At 62.1% G+C, this 17640-nt stretch carries 15 protein-coding genes and 1 tRNA gene; 6 read left to right on the forward strand and 10 right to left on the reverse strand.

Going from position 1 to position 17640, the window contains the following annotated elements; genetic code table 11:
• Positions 1-88 precede the first annotated feature (88 nt).
• Positions 89-940: a mechanosensitive ion channel family protein gene (locus WC739_RS10425; RefSeq protein ID WP_372952951.1), complete on the forward strand. Its 852-nt coding sequence runs from the start codon at positions 89-91 to the stop codon at positions 938-940.
• Between the two features lie 33 nt (positions 941-973).
• On the opposite strand, the gene WC739_RS10430 is transcribed toward WC739_RS10425, so the two are convergent.
• The 5 genes from WC739_RS10430 to obgE all read right to left on the reverse strand — a co-directional run bounded on the left by WC739_RS10430 (position 974) and on the right by obgE (position 6662).
• Positions 974-2272 carry an MFS transporter gene (locus WC739_RS10430; protein ID WP_372952952.1) on the reverse strand — a complete coding sequence of 433 codons (1299 nt, stop codon included), beginning with the start codon at positions 2270-2272 and terminating at the stop codon, positions 974-976.
• 89 nt (positions 2273-2361) lie between these two features.
• On the reverse strand, positions 2362-2949 hold the full coding sequence (locus WC739_RS10435) for a nicotinate-nucleotide adenylyltransferase (protein WP_372952964.1): 588 nt from the start codon (positions 2947-2949) through the stop codon (positions 2362-2364).
• A 250-nt stretch (positions 2950-3199) separates the two neighbouring features.
• Positions 3200-4486, reverse strand: coding sequence for a glutamate-5-semialdehyde dehydrogenase (locus WC739_RS10440; RefSeq protein ID WP_372952953.1), 1287 nt, complete (start codon positions 4484-4486; stop codon positions 3200-3202).
• Positions 4487-4489: 3 nt separating this feature from the next.
• Positions 4490-5626: a glutamate 5-kinase gene (gene proB, locus WC739_RS10445; protein ID WP_372952954.1), complete on the reverse strand. Its 1137-nt coding sequence runs from the start codon at positions 5624-5626 to the stop codon at positions 4490-4492.
• A 4-nt stretch (positions 5627-5630) separates the two neighbouring features.
• Positions 5631-6662, reverse strand: coding sequence for a GTPase ObgE (gene obgE / locus WC739_RS10450; protein ID WP_372952955.1), 1032 nt, complete (start codon positions 6660-6662; stop codon positions 5631-5633).
• A gap of 132 nt (positions 6663-6794) precedes the next feature.
• Here obgE and WC739_RS10455 point away from each other — a divergent pair, with 132 nt between their 5' ends.
• Complete coding sequence (locus WC739_RS10455; RefSeq protein WP_372952956.1) at positions 6795-7664, forward strand: endonuclease/exonuclease/phosphatase family protein; 870 nt, start codon at positions 6795-6797, stop codon at positions 7662-7664.
• A 39-nt stretch (positions 7665-7703) separates the two neighbouring features.
• Here the strand turns inward: WC739_RS10455 and WC739_RS10460 are convergent, their stop codons facing one another.
• The 3 genes from WC739_RS10460 to WC739_RS10470 form a co-directional block, all read right to left on the reverse strand.
• Positions 7704-8291 carry a GNAT family N-acetyltransferase gene (locus tag WC739_RS10460; RefSeq protein WP_372952957.1) on the reverse strand — a complete coding sequence of 196 codons (588 nt, stop codon included), beginning with the start codon at positions 8289-8291 and terminating at the stop codon, positions 7704-7706.
• Positions 8292-8411: 120 nt separating this feature from the next.
• Positions 8412-8681, reverse strand: a complete 270-nt coding sequence (gene rpmA, locus WC739_RS10465) for a 50S ribosomal protein L27 (RefSeq protein ID WP_013529063.1) — start codon at positions 8679-8681, stop codon at positions 8412-8414.
• Positions 8682-8781: 100 nt separating this feature from the next.
• On the reverse strand, positions 8782-9432 hold the full coding sequence (locus WC739_RS10470; RefSeq protein WP_372952958.1) for a 50S ribosomal protein L21: 651 nt from the start codon (positions 9430-9432) through the stop codon (positions 8782-8784).
• A 368-nt stretch (positions 9433-9800) separates the two neighbouring features.
• On the opposite strand from WC739_RS10470, the gene WC739_RS10475 reads away from it, so the two are divergent.
• Positions 9801-9890: transfer RNA gene (locus WC739_RS10475), tRNA-Ser, on the forward strand.
• Positions 9891-11348: 1458 nt separating this feature from the next.
• Entirely contained in the window at positions 11349-11906 is a 558-nt protein-coding gene (locus tag WC739_RS10480; protein ID WP_372952959.1) for a hypothetical protein, read from the forward strand.
• 40 nt (positions 11907-11946) lie between these two features.
• Here WC739_RS10480 and WC739_RS10485 read toward each other — a convergent pair whose 3' ends face one another.
• Positions 11947-12189, reverse strand: coding sequence for a hypothetical protein (locus tag WC739_RS10485; protein ID WP_372952960.1), 243 nt, complete (start codon positions 12187-12189; stop codon positions 11947-11949).
• A gap of 1761 nt (positions 12190-13950) precedes the next feature.
• Between WC739_RS10485 and WC739_RS10490 the strand changes: the two genes are divergently transcribed.
• A complete protein-coding gene (locus tag WC739_RS10490; RefSeq protein WP_372952961.1) occupies positions 13951-14043 on the forward strand; it encodes a putative RiPP precursor in 93 nt (30 codons plus the stop codon).
• A gap of 409 nt (positions 14044-14452) precedes the next feature.
• Here the strand turns inward: WC739_RS10490 and WC739_RS10495 are convergent, their stop codons facing one another.
• On the reverse strand, positions 14453-16348 hold the full coding sequence (locus tag WC739_RS10495) for an EAL domain-containing protein (protein ID WP_372952962.1): 1896 nt from the start codon (positions 16346-16348) through the stop codon (positions 14453-14455).
• A 366-nt stretch (positions 16349-16714) separates the two neighbouring features.
• Between WC739_RS10495 and WC739_RS10500 the strand changes: the two genes are divergently transcribed.
• On the forward strand, positions 16715-17239 hold the full coding sequence (locus WC739_RS10500; RefSeq protein ID WP_372952963.1) for a L,D-transpeptidase: 525 nt from the start codon (positions 16715-16717) through the stop codon (positions 17237-17239).
• Positions 17240-17640 lie beyond the last annotated feature (401 nt).

Here is a 17640-nt window from a genome sequence, read left to right on the forward strand (position 1 = left end):
GGTCCAACAGTCCGCAGCATCGCCGGAAAAATCGGAACCCACGCGTCCGGGAGGGGTTATCGGCGCATCGACCAACCGGAATCCCTGCATGCCGATCGACCCGCAAAACGCCCTTCTATCCATCCAGGCAAGCCTCGCGCAGCTGAGCACGCTGATCGTCTCCTATTCGTTTTCGGCGGTCGGCGCCATCATCCTGCTGGTGGTCGGCTACATCGTCGCCGGTCTGGCTGAACGCTCCATCTTCGCCGGTCTCGGCCACATCCACGGCTTCGACCAGACGTTGCGGCAATTCTTCTCCAAGATCGTCCGCTATGCCATCCTGGTGCTTGTCGTCATCATGGTGCTCGGCCAGTTCGGCGTGCAGACCGCGTCGATCATCGCCGCCATCGGCGCCATCGGCCTCGCCATCGGCCTGGCCCTTCAGGGCACGCTGCAGAACATTGCAGCCGGCATCATGCTGCTGGCGCTGCGGCCGTTCCGCATCGGCGAATCCGTCGAGGTCGGCCCCATTGCCGGCACGATCGAGGAAATCGGCCTGTTCGCGACAAAGCTGCGCACCGCCGACGGCATCTTTATCCTCGCCCCCAATTCGACCCTTTGGAACCAGCCGGTGCGCAATTTCTCGCGCAACGGCGTGCGCCGCGGCGACATCACGATCAGCATCGGCTCCTGGAACGACATCGACCGAGCCCAGAAAACACTGGTTGCGCTGGCCGCCGCAGAGAAACGCATCCGCCGTGAACCGGCACCGATCGCATTCGTGGCTAGCCTCGGCGACACGACCGTTTCGCTCACCCTGCGCTATTGGACATCGGCTTCTGACCATTTCTCGACCAACATCGACATGACCAAGCGCGCAAAGCAGGCTTTCGACAGCGAGGGCATCTCCATACCGCTGCCGGCGCCGGGGGCGCCGTCGCCGGAAATCCGTAAGCAATAAACGATTGAGCGGTTCCGTCAGACCGAAGTCCGTTCAGTCCTTGGTCCGTCCCTGAGGCTCATCGGGCGCGAAGGCGAGTTCCACGGGCAACGGCGCTTGCGCCGACATCGGCGCGAAACTGCCCGTGTCGGCTGCCGGCACCGGCCCGGCCGCGACCACTCGCCATAGCACGAACAGGCAAAACAGCGTCGCGATGACGATGCCGACATAGATGAAGGTCGCGGTCCCAAAAACCACCGAAAGCGCCGTGACGATGCCCGGCACGACGAAGCCGGCCAGCGACCACGCAAACAGCATCGAACTCGACAGGGCGAGAAGCTCGTCCTTCTTGGCGCGATCGGCGGCATGCGCGCTGGACAGCGAATAGATCGATTCCGCCGCGCCGTCCCAGATCAGGTAGATCACCACCAGCACCATCAGGGCACCGCCATCGAAGACGATGGCAAGCACGCTGGCCACGATGGCGAGCATGGCGGTGCCGATGAGGACGAGGCGCCGGTCCGTGCGGTCCGAAAGCCAGCCAAGCGGGATCTGCAGGATCAGAGTTCCAACCGGCATCGCCGACAGGAGCAGCGCGACATCGCCTTGCGTGTAGCCCTTGGCGGTGGCGTGTATGGGCGCAAAGCCCGAGATGATCATCGACAAGCCGCCGACCGCCAGCATGCCGGCGACCCCGACCGGCGAGATGCGCCATGCCTGACCTAACGCGACCGAAGCCGCCTGCGGCGCCGGTGGCTGGGCAAGCCGCGTCAGGCCGACGGGCAGGATCGACAGGGCCGTGAAAATGATGCCGATCAGCGAGGCCTGGGCGGTGTGGATGTCGACGATGGCGAGCGTCGCATAGCCCACGCCCAATCCGGCAACATAAGAGACGTAGAACACCGCCATGACCCGCCCGCGTATGGCGTTGGGCAGCGCGTCATTGAGCCAGCTCTGCGCGACGATGAACAGGCCGCAGATGGCAAAGCCGTAGAGTGCGCGTGCCGCGATCCACAGCAGCGGATGCGGTCCGGCGCCGATGGCGGCATTGGAAAGCGCGATCAGCGCCGACAACACCATGAAGGCGCGGGCATGGCCGACACGGCGCACCAGCGGTCCGGTCAGGATGCAGCCCGCCAAGCCGCCGGCCGAGAGGCCGGTGACGATCAGCCCCGCCCAGATCGGGTCGAAACCCTCCACGCCGAGCCGCACCGGAATATAGGCGAACATCAAGCCATTGCCGATGGCGATCAGCGCCATCGACCCGATGACGCTGGCGATCGCGATCAGCGGCGCGGGCTTGTCGCCTGCTTCGCGATCGGCTGCGGTAAGGTGTTTTCGGTTGGTCGCCATGCCTTGGCAGCATCGCTCAGGATTCGGACAAAAGCCGCCGCAAAAGCGACATCGACCGGACTATGATTGGTTCAGGCGACGCGGCCGGATCAGCCCTTGGCCAATTCGCGGATCGCACTTGAGGACAGCGACGAACGCGGCCCGTGGATGAAGGTCCAGGCCGGCGCCTTCATGCGGGCGAGCCGCGGCGCATCACCCTCATCGACCCGCGCATAGTCGAACGTCTTGGCCACGACCGACGACAGGAAGGACAGCGTCGCGCCCGGACGGTCGATGACCGCGATCGGGAAGGTCATGACGATCTGGCGCCAGCGCTGCCAGCGGTGGAAATCGCGCAGCGAGTCGGCGCCCATGATCCAGACGAAATCGACGCCGGGGTTGCGCGCCTTGACCAGCGCCAGCGTGTCGGCGGTATAGCGCACATTGTGCGCCGCCTCGAAAGCAGTGACCTTGATCTTCGGGTTCGTGGCGATCCGCTCCGACAATTGCAGCCGCTCGGTGAGCGGCGCCAGTTCACGCCTGCTCTTCAGCGGATTGCCCGGGGTCACCATCCACCACAACTGGTCAAGCCCTAGGCGCCTGAGCGCAATTTCGGCGACCAGGGCATGGCCGGCATGCGGCGGATTGAACGAGCCGCCGAACAGGCCGACGGCGAGGCCTTTCTCGGCATGCGGCATTTTGAGGTAGCGGGATGGGACGGGGGACTGGGACGACGACAGCATGGTGCTAAGCACCCCCCTCTGCCCTGCCGGGCATCTCCCCCTCAAGGGGGGAGATTGGCCATTTCATGCGGGGCGCAAGTCTCGCGAGGGCGGTAATTGGCGAAGTCGTAGACAACAGCCGATCTCCCCCCCTGAGGGGGAGATGCCCGGCAGGGCAGAGGGGGGTCCACGCGCACAACGCCTCAGGCTCTATCGACGAACAGCGTCAAGGCCTCACCTGCCCCGATCCGCGCACGCGGTATTTGAACGAGGTCAGTTGCTCGACGCCGACCGGCCCGCGTGCGTGCATCTTGCCGGTGGCGATGCCGATCTCGGCCCCCATGCCGAACTCGCCGCCATCGGCGAACTGCGTCGAGGCATTGTGCAGCAGGATCGCCGAATCGATCTCGTTGAAGAACCGTTCCACGGTCCGCGCATCCTCCGCGACGATCGCCTCGGTGTGATGCGAGGAGAAGGTCTCGATATGATCGATCGCGCCGCTGATGCCGTCGACCAGCTTCACCGCGATGATGGCGTCGAGATATTCGGTCACCCAGTCGGCCTCGGTCGCCGGCCTGGCATCGGAGAACGCTTTCAGCACGTCGGCATCGGCATGGATCTCGCAGCCGGCCGCGCGCAAGGCATCGAGGATAGGCACCAGATGCGTGGCCGCCACGGCGCGGTCGACCAGCAGGGTCTCTGCGGCGCCGCAGACGCCGGTGCGCCGCATCTTGGCGTTGACGGCGATCCTGACCGCCATGTCGAGATCGGCCGAGCGGTCGATATAGAGATGGCAGATGCCTTCGAGATGGGCAAAGACCGGCACCCGCGCCTCGCTCTGCACCCGCCCGACCAGGCTCTTGCCGCCCCGCGGGATGATGACGTCGAGCGTGCCGCCAAGACCTTTCAGCATCTCGCCGACAGCGGCTCGGTCGGTGGTCGGCACCAACTGGATGGCGTCTTCCGGCAGGCCGGCGGCCTTCAGCCCCTCGACCAGGCAGGCGTGGATGGCGGCTGACGAGTTGAGCGAATCCGAGCCGCCGCGCAGGATCACCGGATTGCCGGCCTTGAGGCACAGCGCGCCGGCATCCGCCGTCACATTCGGACGGCTCTCATAGATGACGCCGACGACACCGAGCGGCGTGCGCACGCGCTCGATATGGAGGCCGTTCGGCCGGTCCCACGCGGCGATGACATCGCCGACCGGATCCCTGAGGTCGGCGATCTCGCGAATGCCGTCGGCCATGGCGCGGATGCGCGCCGGATTGAGCTTCAGCCGGTCCATGAAGGACGCGGAAAGGCCCGATTCCTCGCCATTCGAGACGTCGATGGCGTTGGCGTCGAGAATGTCCTGCTCCCGCGCGACGATCGCGTCGGCCATGGCGGCGAGCGCGGCGTTCTTGGCGGCGGTGGGGGCAATGGCCAGCGGCCGGGCGGCTGCGCGGGCGCGGCGGCCGATATCGGCCATCAGCGCCACGGTGTCATCCCCGGATTTTTCATGCAGCTTCAGCATGGCTCATCCTCCGCTTATGTCGCCTCCAGCGTGACTCACCACAAGGTCGTCGCGGTGGATCATCGCCGAACGCGCTTCGTAGCCGAGCACGGTTTCGATCTCGGCCGTCTTCAGGCCCGCGATCCTTACGGCATCGGCGGCATCATAGGCAACCAGCCCGCGCGCGATCTCGCGGCCTTCGGGTGACAGGATCGCCACCGTGTCGCCGCGCGAGAAATTGCCGCTGACCAGCGTGACGCCGGCCGGCAGCAGGGACTTGCCCGATGTGAGCGCACCGATGGCGCCGGCATCGACGGTCAGCCGGCCGGCCGGTTCGAGCTGACCTGCGATCCAGGTCTTGTAGCCCTTGACCGGATTGGCGCTCGGCCGGAAAAAGGTCGCGCGCTCGCCGCGTTCGATCGCCAGCAGCGGCGACAGCCGCGTGCCCGAGGTGATGATCATTGCCGTGCCGGCGGCGGTGGCTATCTTGCCTGCGTCGAGCTTCGTGCGCATGCCGCCGCGCGAGAATTCGGAAGCCGCAGCCCCCGCCATCGCTTCGATATCTGGCGTGATGCGGTCGACCACCGGAATGAATTCGGCTTTGGGGTCATGCGCCGGCGGCGCGGTGTAGAGACCGTCAATGTCGGACAGCAGCACCAGAAGGTCGGCGCCCATCATGGTGGCGACGCGCGCGGCCAGCCGGTCATTGTCGCCATAGCGGATTTCGGAGGTGGCCACCGTGTCGTTCTCGTTGATGACCGGCACCGCCTTCATCTTGAGCAGCGTCGAGATCGTCGCGCGCGCATTGAGGTAGCGGCGGCGCTCCTCGGTATCGCCGAGCGTCAGCAGGATCTGGCCCGATTTCAAGGCGCCCTTGCCGAGCGCATCCGACCAGGCGCCGGCCAGCGCGATCTGACCGACTGCGGCCGCCGCCTGGCTTTCCTCGAGCTTGAGGGCCCGCTTTCCAAGGCCAAGGATGGTGCGGCCAAGCGCGATGGCGCCGGACGACACGACGAGGATTTCGGCGCCGCCCTGGGCGAGCACCGCGATGTCGTCGGCGAGTGACGCCAGCCAATCGCGTTTCAGGCCGCTCGCGCGGTCGACCAGCAACGCCGAGCCGATCTTGACGGTGATGCGCCGGTATTTTTTCAGCGACTGCATGGCCTTACTTTTCCCAGCGCGTCTCGACCACGGGCGCGGCCTCGGCGCGCGCCTCGGCAATCACCTTCATCAGGGCGCGCAGCACCGCCTCGACCCCCTCGCCGGTGACGGCCGACAGCAGCATCGGCCCGCGGCCCGCGGCGCGCTTCAGCGAAGCGACCTTCTTCTTGCGCGCATCGGCGTCGAGCGTGTCGACCTGGGAAAGCGCGACGATCTCGACCTTGTCGGTCAGGCCGTTGCCATAGGCTTCGAGTTCGGCGCGAACCGTCTTATAGGCCTTGCCCGGATTTTCCTCCTGCGCGGACACCAGGTGCAGCAGGACGCGCGTGCGCTCGACATGGCCAAGGAAGCGGTCGCCGATGCCGACGCCCTCATGCGCGCCTTCGATCAGGCCCGGAATGTCGGCGATGACGAACTCGCGCGCGTCGATGCGGGCGACGCCGAGACCTGGATGCAGCGTCGTGAACGGATAGTCGGCGATCTTCGGCTTGGCGGCGGTGACTGCGGCGAGGAAGGTCGACTTGCCGGCATTGGGCAGCCCGACCAGCCCGGCATCGGCGATCAGCTTCAGCCGCAGCCAGATGTTGAGCTCTTCGCCCGGCAGGCCTGGATTGGCGCGGCGCGGCGCCTGGTTGGTCGAGGTCTTGAAATGCTGGTTGCCAAAGCCGCCATTGCCGCCCTTGGCAAGCAGGAAGCGCTGGCCGACCACGGTCAGGTCGCAGATCAGCGTCTCATTGTCTTCTTCGAACACCTGCGTTCCCGCCGGGACCTTCAGCGTGACGTCGGCGCCCTTGGCGCCCGTCATGTTGCGGCCCATGCCATGGACGCCGGTCTTGGCCTTGAAATGCTGCTGGTAGCGATAGTCGATCAGCGTGTTCAGCCCGTTGACCGCTTCCAGCCAGACATCGCCGCCGCGCCCGCCATCGCCGCCATCCGGTCCGCCGAACTCGATGAACTTCTCGCGCCGGAACGACACTGAACCGGCGCCCCCGTCACCGGAGCGGACATAGACCTTGGCTTGATCGAGAAATTTCATCGGAGTGCGGTTTCTTTTATTGGCCTTGCGGCATTGCTCTCAATATCAGGCCTTGCTCTAAACCAAGGTGTGGCGAAGGGCGAGAACGTTTTGCGGCATTGGCCGCGCGCGACCGGCCGGAGAGATGTCGCAATGAAGCTTGTAACCTACAACATCCAGTACGGCATTGGCCTCGACGAACGCTATGACGTCGGGCGCATAGCCGACGCCGTGCGCGGCGCCGATGTGATCGCCCTGCAGGAGGTCACCCGCAACAATCCCAGGAATGGCGGGCGCGACATGGTCGCCGAGATCGGCGAGGCGCTGCCCGACTATTTCGCCGTCTACGGCAGCAATTTCGAGGCCAATATGGGCTCGCGCATCGAAAATGGCCGCGCCATCACCGCGACCTTCCAGCTTGGCAACATGGTGCTGTCGAAGACCCCCATTCATCTGTCGCGCAACCTTCTGTTGCCACGCAGCCGCAGCTTCGAGGCGATGAACTTCCAGCGCGGCGCGCTGGAAGCGCTGATCGAGACGCCGCTTGGTTTCATCCGTTTCTATTCCATCCATCTCGATCACCGAAGCCCGGTCGAACGCGCCAGCCAGATCCGTTTCCTGCGCCGGCGCCTGTTGAACTATGCGCTCGAAGGCGGTGCACTGTCCGGCGTCGCCGAGATCGGCCTGCCGGAACTGCCCCACCCCGAAGCCTTTGTCGCCATGGGCGATTTCAACATGCTGGCCGGCTCGGCCGAATATGTCGAATTCGCCGGCCTCCCCGACCATGAATCCGGCATGCCGCTGACCGCCGACCTCGCCGTCGACGCCGCCATGCGCCTGGGCGCCACCGGCGACGATCTCGTCAGTTGGGTCGACCCCAAGGACCCCAGCAACACCGGCCGCCACAAGCGCATCGACTACGTCTTCACCGGCGCCTCGCTGGCCGGCTCACTGAAGCGCCTGTGGGTCGACCGACAGGCGGTTGGCTCGGACCACCTGCCCGTCTGGGTGGAGCTGGGCTGAGCCCCTAGGAGGGGGCGCCCACCTCCCTCCAAGGCTCCATCAAAAATGAACCCAGTTGCGCAGGCTGGTCCACGTCTTGCGGTCGAGCCTATACCGCTCGACCGGCACCTGGCCGGCGACGATCGAGTTCAGCATGCCCTGGCCGGCATACTGGAAGCCGCATTTGTGGATCACCCGGCGCGAGGCCGGATTGATGACCCGCGTCGAGGCGTGCAGCACCTGGATCGACGTCCTCTGGAAGGCGAGGTCGACCAGCGCATGCGCCGCTTCCGTCGCAAAGCCCCGCTTCCAGTGAGGCTCGCCGATCCAGTAGCCGAGTTCGAGCCCGCGATCTGTGGTGTTGAGCCCGGCGCAGCCGACGAAAGTGTCGGTGCCGGCCAGCGTCAGGGCATAGGCGATGCCGGCACGACGAGACCGAGTCATGGCCAGGAAGGCGCGCGCTTCGGCTTTGCCATAGGGATGCGGCATGCGGGCCAGCATTTCGGCGACATGGCGATTGTCGGCAAGCTCAACCAGTTGCGCGAGATCGCCTTCATGGGGCGCCCGCATCACCAGCCGCTCGGTGACCAGCACCGGGCAGTCTATCGCGTAACTTTCGTCGTCCGTGTCTTCCGCTTCGGCAACCATGTGAAAGTCCTCCAGGCACAAGAAAAAGGGGAGATGGAAACCCATCTCCCCTGATCCTTTTCCTGGACTTGCCAGACACCGGTTCCCGAGATGGGTGCCGGTGTTCTAGTGCGGAACCGGCTACTCCGCGGCTTTGGCAATCGGGTTGACCGATACGTAGGTTCGGCCATTGGCTTTTTTATTGAAGGTCACGGCGCCGGTCTCGAGCGCGAAAAGCGTATGATCCGTGCCCATGCCGACATTGACGCCGGGATGCCACGTGGTGCCGCGTTGACGAATGATGATGTTGCCCGGGATGACGGCTTCGCCGCCGAACTTCTTCACGCCCAGACGCTTGGAATGCGAGTCGCGGCCGTTGCGCGACGAGCCGCCAGCTTTCTTGTGTGCCATCTAACTAACTCCGATGCGCCGCAAGGCGCTTGAATGGTCTTATGAACGCGTTCGCGTTCCGTTTCAAGTCCGATCCGGCGCCGTTTCGCGCCGGTTCGCCTTACTTCTTGGCCAGTTCCTTGGCCTGTTCGCGCCAGTCGTTGATCTGGTCGGTGCTGAACGGCATGTTGGCGTCGATCTTGGCGACGTCCTTGTCGGTGAGCTTGGCAAGCTGGGCAAAGGTCGTGATGCCCTGCTCGTTCAGATCCTTGGCGGCGACCGGGCCGATGCCAACGATCACGGCCAGATCGTCCGGCTCGCCCTTCGGCGCCTTGAACAGCGGCGCTGCCACCGTCTCGGTTGCAACCGGCGCGGTTTCCGCCGTCGCTTCAGGAGCCGCTGCCGTCTTGGCTGCCTTCCTCGGCGCCTTGGCCGCTGCCGTCTTCGTCGGCTTGGCGCCCTCGAGCAGGATCTCGGAGATCCGCACGGTGGTCAAAAGCTGGCGATGGCCGATCTTGCGGCGCGAATTCTGACGGCGGCGCTTCTTGAAAGCGATGACCGTGCGGTTCTTGCCCTGCTCGACGACTTCGGCGGTGACCAGGGCACCATCGACGAACGGCGCGCCGAACGTGACATTGTCGCCCTCGCCATGCGCGAGCACGTAGCCGATCTCGACGATATCGCCGACATTGCCTTCGACTTTTTCGATCTTCAGGAGATCGTTGGCGGCAACGCGATACTGCTTGCCGCCCGTTTTGATGACTGCGAACATTTTTTGCCTTTCGCTGTTCGGTCGGCCTCGATGAACCGCGCAAGCGGTTCGGCCGTCTTTTTGTCAGTCTGCGGGTTCGAAAAACAAGCGGCGTGGAAGAACCCCTCCACGCCGATTGCGCGCTGTCCCTAACCGAAGGTTCCATGCGAGTCAAGGCAAACAGCCATTTCAAAGGCCTCCCGTGTCGACAGACCTGGGATCGGCGACGGCGGCCGAGATCGTAAGCCTTGCCGGGCCTATGGCCGTCAGGCTCGGCCACCAAATACACCGCGTGTGGCGCAAGCCAAATAACTGGCGGATTGGCCTTGTAACCGGCCCGTTCAGCCGTTATCTAGTGCGCCGCGCCGGCAACGGCCGACCATGACCGCGGAGAGGTGGCAGAGTGGTCGAATGCACCGCACTCGAAATGCGGCATGGGTGCAAGCCCATCGGGGGTTCGAATCCCTCCCTCTCCGCCAATTTCACCGGCCCGAAACCCACCTTTTCCGCCACTTTGCGGAAGCGGTCGCCGTGTTACACCCGGTTGAGACCCCTACCTCGACTTCTGAGAGGTACAGACCGAGGAATTTCGACATTATATATATTGCGACCCCCGCCCCCATGCCCCTCGCCGGCCGGCGCGTCGTGTGGCGCGTTGGCATAGGCCCGACATGCAAAGGCCCGGGACGATGCCGGGCCTTCTGTAGTCAACCTGAATGGCTTGGAGCTATGCGCTCTGTGGCACGCGCTTTGTCAGCTTCGACAGCATCGATCTTGATGCACCTGTAGCAGCCACAATGCTGGCCCAGCTTTGGCCGTTCGCGAGCATGTTCACGATCGCGGCGTTGCGTTGCGCGTCCTCTGAACGGCCCTTATAGCGGCCATTAGTGCGCGCCGTGGCGATGCCTTGCGCCTGCCTCCTAAGCCGAGCGATTCGATTAACTCGACGGCATCTGGCGCATGACTCTAAGAAACAAAACTGTAAGGAAAAATTCATTGGAAGCGCGCTCCTCGATGAAAAGGGGGCACATGTCTTTGCGGGCTCAGTTGCCGCGATGCGGTACCCAATTTTCGGCAAGCATTAGTTCATTGCCACCAAAGTGTCCGCGCAGATGCTTCCGGCCGTCACTCTCGATTGAGTGGATCGCACCACAGTAGGTGCATCGTCTTGCACGCTTTGTCCACTCGTCAGCAATACCAGCTTCCGCCAGCAAGCGGGCTGATACGTCGACCGGTTCGCGGTGTGCCCCGCTGCACTGTGCAGGACAATGGTTCGGCAACTTGGCCACGCGGTCTCCTCGCTGAGCGTAGAATGGCAGAGTCGCGCATGGTGATCAAATGCGAAGCCCGTCTGCGGCACCCAAGGGCGGATGGAAGAAACGTCAACTACCTGCTAGGCTCCGTTGCATCCCATCATGAACGGAGCCAGCCCATGACATTCGAGGTGTTCAGAGGTGGGGCGTCAAAGGCCAATTGGACAAGCCAAGGGGTGGCCGGGCCTATCAATTGGACGCCCAGCGACAAAATATGCGTCTTCGGATATCTTCCCGCGCCTAATGGACAGAGCCGAGTGGAATTTCACATTGGGTCAGACCACTTTGCAGAGCTTGCCTTAGCGATGCTTCGCAGCAATCCGGGGGCCGCATACGAAGCCTTTGAGAGGGCGCGGAAGATGTGGGATGCTGAGCAATGAAGGAATTTGCTTCCGAGATATATGCCGCAGTGAAGGCCGGGAAGCTCAAAGAACCGTTTGGTGCAGCGGATGTGAGACAAGCTTGTCCGGGATGGGCCGATCCAACCTATAACATATTCCTCCCCAAGCACCGTGTTGGTAACCCCGGCAGAACGACAGAGCTTTTCGAGCAAGTTGGACCCGGCAAATACCGGACGATCGTACGGCGAGCCTAGCGAAGAGGTGATAATCGTGGAGATAATTTGTGGACGCGATTGATCTCGACCTCGGCACTATGACGATAGCGCACAACCCAGATACGGCGAGGATCGCGGCGGCCCTGTTCAGCGAAGACGATATCGGCGCGGTTATCCGCTGCCATTTCGAAGTTGAACGCGCCACTACCCACGCGGTGTCGGTTATAACGCAAGACAGGTGGCGCGTAGTCAAGAATTGCCGGTACCTTGCCGACAAGCTCAACCTGCTCGAAGTGATTGGCGTTCCCAAGCATTTTCTGGAGCCTGCCCGCGCCTTGAACAGGCACCGCAATGGCCTAGCGCATCAAGGCGTCGATGAGATCACTGAGGATCAAGAGACGGAAATCACTCGACTGACGAGACTGGTCTTCCCTAATTATCATGACGACTTCGAACTGAGGGTGAGCGGACGGCACACGTTCAACAAAAAGTACCGTGACTGCTCCACCAAGGAGCGTTACGTGATGACGGTCGGGCAAGTGGCCATGATGATCGCAGGGCTCCCCGAGATTCTCGCGAAATACTACGTGGAGGCCGCAACACGGCACCGGGAAACGCCTTCGTAGACGGCCTGCACGCCTCTGTCAGGGCAGTCACTGGACGATGTTAGATCGTCGGCTGCTTCGGCACGAGAGACCGGCTGATCTCGACTAGGACGCCCAACGCTACGCCAATCAATATGTACAACAGACCCGCGTCGATGACCTCGCCTGTGGTCTTTGATCCGAGGTAGCGAGGAGCCATATTCGTCTGCATTGTGTAAGCTATATAGAAGGCCGTGCCGACGCGAAAGGTGCCCACGGTTAACAGCAGCCAAGCGATGACCAGTCCAAACTTCGTGAAAAACATTGATCCCCTCCAGTTCTCAGGAGGCGTAGCTACCCGCTCACGGAGGCGGCCGCAACTGGTCGAGCTTCGCCTCAACGTGACTGGCTGGACGGGTCAGGATGCTTCGAAAGGGACTTAATACAAATCTCTTGTCCTTTGCCGGGATAGACACAATCCCATTCCGGCCCGAAACCAGAGTTTACTTGAGTTTGCACTTTCCGAGTTTGCACGGGAAAAATCACGTAGGCAGACAGAATTACTGCCAACAGCCACGCCAACACCAGAATGCCCGCTATGTCGCCGGGGCGACGCGGAGGCAAATATAGTTGGTGTCCGAATATCTTCACTGCCATTCCTTCAGATGCGTCCACCGGAACATATGGGAAAGCACTGAAATTTTAAACAAGTTCAACACCGAGGGCTGTGGGCCGCTGCCTATCCAATCCAGATGGTGCGTGTGAGATCGTGGACCGGCCGGCGACTGTCGTCGTCTGTTGAATTCAGACGGCCTCTGCACTCAACCCTTTCAGGCCGACAGGCGCAGGCGGCAAGCCATTGGCTCGCGTGTGATCCAAGGCTGGTGAGCTTCAAGGAAGCGTGCAGACCGTTCAGGGTCAATTACGAATTTGCTTTTATAGGCAATTTACCTGCCCGGTTGCCGCATAAGCTGCCAGCGAGGATGCTTTCATTCCAGACACGAGCACTAACCCGTGGCAAGATACCACAAAGTATGTGCTCGCCCGAAGGTTCGGGCTAAAAATCGAGACCATGACGAACACGAGAGTAACAAGCGCCAAACCCTCGTACAGTAAAACCGAGCGGTGGAATGTATAGCAAAATGATCGGCCAGCAACTTGCAAAAGTATAGGGGCCTGCGTTCATATAAGCGCACGCACACACTACCACCCACAGCAGCGCGTGCGTTAGCACCGCACCCCATTTCCAGCCAAGTCCGTATCGCATGGAATTCTCCGTTCTCGCTCTCGGCGGTGTAACCCAAAGGCGTTAGAGTTTTACTGTCGAGAAAGCTCAACTTCTGCGCTTTGCTTCGAAAGAGAGAGAAGCGATAGAGTCTCTGCATTCAGCCTCTCCAGATCGACAATTGCAGGCGGTTGCCATTGGCTCCCGTGTGATCCAAGGCTGGTGAGCTTCACGGTTGAGTGCAGACGTACAGACGATTGGAGGGACTTTAGGGGGACTTTAGGGGGGCTTTCGAGGGACCTTGTTTTCGCTCAAAGCCGTGCGCCACATGGCTTTCAGCGTCTAAGTGAGGAACTAGGGGACTTTTGTCTTTAACTCAAAGCTATACGAAGGGGGTATATGACCTCCGGACAGAAAGGCCGTCTGACTACCATGGCCGCCTGCCGACACGTCATATACGGCCTTCCTCTTAGAGTTGATTGCGAGGTTGCAGTCGAGCGCGACGGTGCCCATGATCGATGTTCGGTCTTACGCAGAGTGGTTGGCAAAGTAGAACCGCGCGATTTTGCTCTGGTTTTTGCTCTGGAAATCACTAGCCGTTCGTCGCCAAGGTATTGATTTTGCTGTTAGACAAAAACGGATTGGCGGCCTCCCTCTCCGCCATTGATTTTACTGTAAGCTCTAAGTCCGTCGCGCCGCCATTTCGGGCGGCATAGATGGTCGTGCCGCCAGTGGTAGTGCCACTGCCGCGTATGGCGCCAGAAGCACTGAAAACGGGCTGAAGGTCTCCTTCTGACCAACTTGACAAGGTGCGCCGGCGCCAGCATCCTGACATCGAGGGAAAAAGCGAGGACACACTCCATGAAGAAAACCTACGAGAAGCCAACACTGCTCAAGCGCGACCGACTGGGATCGATCGCTGCCCAGGTGGGCCCCTCGGTCCTGGTCGAGTAACCGAAAGCCTCGACCGAGCGAAGACATTGTGAGCGCCGGCTATGGCCTGGCGTAAGCATGTGGCCTTTGCACCTGCCGAGGCCCCGATCTGGAAATACCGAATTCACTACCGTTTGCGTCCAAGCCCGGTGCCGAAAGGTTGCCGGGGCTTTCGCGTTCGCGCAACCGCATCGGCCCACTCAGGGCTCCCCGAGGGCCGACGAAAGAGCTGGCGGGCCAAAGCAACGCGGGAGCGTCGGGTCTTCAGACGTTGCGGGGCTGCTTCGCTCCAAAAAAAGCCCGCCTTTTGGGGAGGCGGGCGAGTTGACAGAAGTGCCAGGGATCAACCCGGCATAGGGTCAACGAGCCGCGCCGTGAATGGTTTCAAACCCCCGCTCCCTTCGCCGAAGCCGTTCGGCTTGCCTCCGCTTCACCGCGATTGGCCGCCTTTCGTGCCGGCGGGAAGAGTTGGACGCGTGGGCGGATGCGGCATTGGCCTGGATATTCCAAACACCCTGTCGTCACCCCGGCCGCCTGGTTTCTGGGCGAAGCTGGCCAGCAACCCTGTCGCTATCTGACGCGAGACGGCTTGGGAGAACAGGTAGCCTTGCCCGAGACGGTAGCCGAAAGCGGTGAGCTGGGCCGCCTGGTCCTCGCGCTCTATGCCTTCGGCGACCACCTGGATGCCGAGCTTGGTGGCGATCCCGAACAGGCCTTCGACGATGGCGACGCTCGGATCGCCGGGCGTGAGGTGATCGACAAAAGCCTTGTCGATCTTGATGATGTCGACAGGCACGGTCAGCAGATGCGTGAGCGATGCGAAGCCGGTGCCGAAATCGTCGAGTGCCACCCGCAGCCCGCGGTCCCGCAACGCCCTGATCCCCTGCGCCACCGCCGGATCATTGCGCCCGAGATAGACGGATTCGGTGACCTCGACGATGACATGTCTGAGCGGCACGTTCTCGCGGCTGAAGGCTGCATCGATCCGGTCGTACAGGCGGCCGCTATGGAAATCCGCCGAGGAAATATTCACACCTACGTGCTGGAAGGGAATGCCTTGCTCCAGCCAGCCGCGGACGTCGGCCGCGACGATGGACAGCATGCGCTCGGTCAAGCCCGAGGCAATATGCGCATCCGCGGTCGCCTCCATGAATGCCGCCGCCGGCAGGATCTCGCCGTCGGGCCGCTTCAGCCGGCATAGGGCTTCCAGGCCGACGATCTCACGCGTGTCGAGCCGCACGATGGGCTGGTAGAAGGCGTCGATCATGTCCTCGCGCAATGCCGTCTCGACGTCGCGAATGCTTTCGATGCGATGGGTGATCGCAGTGCCGATATCCTCGCGATAGAGAGCAAACCCACCCCGCTTGGTCTCCTTGGCATGATAGAGGGCAAAATCCGCATGCTGGTGGACATCCCCCGGGTCGGTATCGCCGGCGGAGAACAGCGCGCCGCCTATCGTCGCCCGCGGTATGATGATGTGCCCGCCGCAATCGGCCGCCGGAGAAATCGCCTCGAGGACGGATTGGGCAGTCAATTCCAGGCAAGCGACACCGGCCGTCGCCTGGACGATGACCGCGAACTCATCCCCGCCCATGCGGAAGACACGGTCCGGCGCCGCCGCCAGGCCTATCCGCGATGAGACGGTTTGAAGAAGGACGTCGCCCGCGTGATGGCCAAAGGTATCGTTGACGGTCTTGAGATTGTCGAGATCGATCATGAGCAGTGCCCATGAACCGGGCTCGACACAGGATATCTGCTCCATCGCGGCGTCGAAACTGGCGCGGTTCGGCAGGTCGGTCAGCGCGTCCACATAGGCCTTGCGGTCGCGCTCCATCACCCGGTCGTGGCGTTCCAGGGCAATGGCGCACAGATAGGTGCATGCGCCGACGACCTTTTCCTCACGTGCGTTCGGGCCACGTTTATCCCTGAAGTAAAAGGCAAACGTGCCCATCACGTCGCCCAATGGATCGCGGATCGGCGTTGACCAGCACGCCTTGAGCCCAAGCAACAATGGCAGGTGCTTGAATTCGGTCCATCGCGGATCGGTTTCGATGTCGCTGACGATGACCGGAACGCCCAGATATGCCGAACTGCCGCACGAGCCGACATTTGGTCCGATCATCACGCCTTCAAGCGCTGTGGAGAAAGCGTCGGGAAAGCTCGGAGCGGCGAGAGGGTGCAGCAGGCCGTTTCGCTGTACCTGCAGTATTGTGCACATGACACCGGGCAAGAGCGCCTCGATCTCAAGGCAAAGGCGGCTCATCGTAGCCTTGAGGTCATGGCCCTTGGCAATCAATTCCAGAATATTCTTCTGCAGATGAAGCATGGAAATCAATCAGTGCGTTCGAGGCGGTTCACCGGATTCTAGGGCGTTCAAGTAAACACCAACTGAGCAAGCGACGTGTATTAGGCGTAAAGCGCATGGTGGGGGTTTTAACGATTGTTTGGGCAATGTCCAAGCGATCTACGCCTGACGCCGTAACGGTTTGCTCGACGCCGAGCGCCTTGTCCACGCGGGCGCGTTCGCTTGGACTCGGATGGCTCCAGCAACGCCGGTGATGCAGACTTTCAGCAGGGATCGGCGTCGTGATTACAACTTTAAGGACATTTCGACCTCGTTGTTCAGGTGGCAGCGCTTAGCTGACCCTCGGCACGGCGCCAGATGGCTGGCTCCCTCGCCCGGGAGGCCCTGATGCCCGCGAAAACCCGACCTGGTTGGCGAACCGCCGGCGCTCTTGTCGCCATTTTCCTTGCGCAGTCGACGGCCCCGTCATGGGCGGCCGGAAAAATCGTCGGCTTCGATGCCGCTATCGCGCCAGGGACAATCGTGGTGCGCACCCAGGAGCGAAAGCTCTACCTGGTCCTCGGCTCCGGCGCCGCGCTGCAATACAAGGTTGGGGTCGGCAGAGTTGGCAGGCAGTGGACGGGGGCATCGGTCATAAACGGCAAATACATCCGGCCGAACTGGGCGCCGCCTGACGCCGTCAGGCGCGACAAGCCCGGACTTCCGAAGCTTATCGCCAGCGGCGCGCCGGGAAATCCGATGGGAGAGGCCGCGTTGACCCTGGCGGGCGGAGAATATGCCATCCACGGCACCAACGTCCCCAATTCCATTGGCAGCTTTGTTTCCTACGGCTGCATCAGAATGTACAACCGCGACATTGTCGACCTCTATTCGCGCGTTTCGGTCGGCTCACCTGTCCTTGTCACCCGATGAGCGCCGGCTTGGCATAGGAAACTCCGGGAGCCGTATCCGGGGGCTTTCACGCGTTGAGAAACGTCCCATTCTGCCTAAATAATCTCGAGAACCGAAAAATAAATCTCGAAACGACAAAAAAATATCGCCCGAAAAACCTTGAAAAGGGGCAAATTATTCAATGATTACAGTCAACGCACTATTTTAGCAATTGTGGCATCTAATCATCCGCTTTAACTAATAAACCTTGGAATTAACCAATCGTTAACAATCCAAGCCTGATTGTCGGACTCGGCTTGGAGAATAACCATGGATAGATTCGTAAGAGGCCTCTCGATCGCGCTGGCAGCGCCGCTTGCCCTGGTGGCCGGCGCGCACCGGGCCGCCGCCGCCGATGACCTGGCGAGCTTCGGCGTCCTGGC

This window comes from Mesorhizobium sp., assembly GCF_041661565.1.
In the GTDB taxonomy this organism is placed as follows: Bacteria; Pseudomonadota; Alphaproteobacteria; order Rhizobiales; family Rhizobiaceae; genus Mesorhizobium.

Coding starts and splice junctions, on each gene's coding strand:
- WC739_RS10425 (WP_372952951.1), top strand. CDS start 89: ATGCCGATCGACCCGCAAAACGCCCTTCTATCCATCCAGGCAAGCCTC.
- WC739_RS10430 (WP_372952952.1), bottom strand. CDS start 2,272: ATGGCGACCAACCGAAAACACCTTACCGCAGCCGATCGCGAAGCAGGC.
- WC739_RS10435 (WP_372952964.1), bottom strand. CDS start 2,949: ATGCCGCATGCCGAGAAAGGCCTCGCCGTCGGCCTGTTCGGCGGCTCG.
- WC739_RS10440 (WP_372952953.1), bottom strand. CDS start 4,486: ATGCTGAAGCTGCATGAAAAATCCGGGGATGACACCGTGGCGCTGATG.
- proB (WP_372952954.1), bottom strand. CDS start 5,626: ATGCAGTCGCTGAAAAAATACCGGCGCATCACCGTCAAGATCGGCTCG.
- obgE (WP_372952955.1), bottom strand. CDS start 6,662: ATGAAATTTCTCGATCAAGCCAAGGTCTATGTCCGCTCCGGTGACGGG.
- WC739_RS10455 (WP_372952956.1), top strand. CDS start 6,795: ATGAAGCTTGTAACCTACAACATCCAGTACGGCATTGGCCTCGACGAA.
- WC739_RS10460 (WP_372952957.1), bottom strand. CDS start 8,291: ATGGTTGCCGAAGCGGAAGACACGGACGACGAAAGTTACGCGATAGAC.
- rpmA (WP_013529063.1), bottom strand. CDS start 8,681: ATGGCACACAAGAAAGCTGGCGGCTCGTCGCGCAACGGCCGCGACTCG.
- WC739_RS10470 (WP_372952958.1), bottom strand. CDS start 9,432: ATGTTCGCAGTCATCAAAACGGGCGGCAAGCAGTATCGCGTTGCCGCC.
- WC739_RS10485 (WP_372952960.1), bottom strand. CDS start 12,189: ATGTTTTTCACGAAGTTTGGACTGGTCATCGCTTGGCTGCTGTTAACC.
- WC739_RS10490 (WP_372952961.1), top strand. CDS start 13,951: ATGAAGAAAACCTACGAGAAGCCAACACTGCTCAAGCGCGACCGACTG.
- WC739_RS10495 (WP_372952962.1), bottom strand. CDS start 16,348: ATGCTTCATCTGCAGAAGAATATTCTGGAATTGATTGCCAAGGGCCAT.
- WC739_RS10500 (WP_372952963.1), top strand. CDS start 16,715: ATGCCCGCGAAAACCCGACCTGGTTGGCGAACCGCCGGCGCTCTTGTC.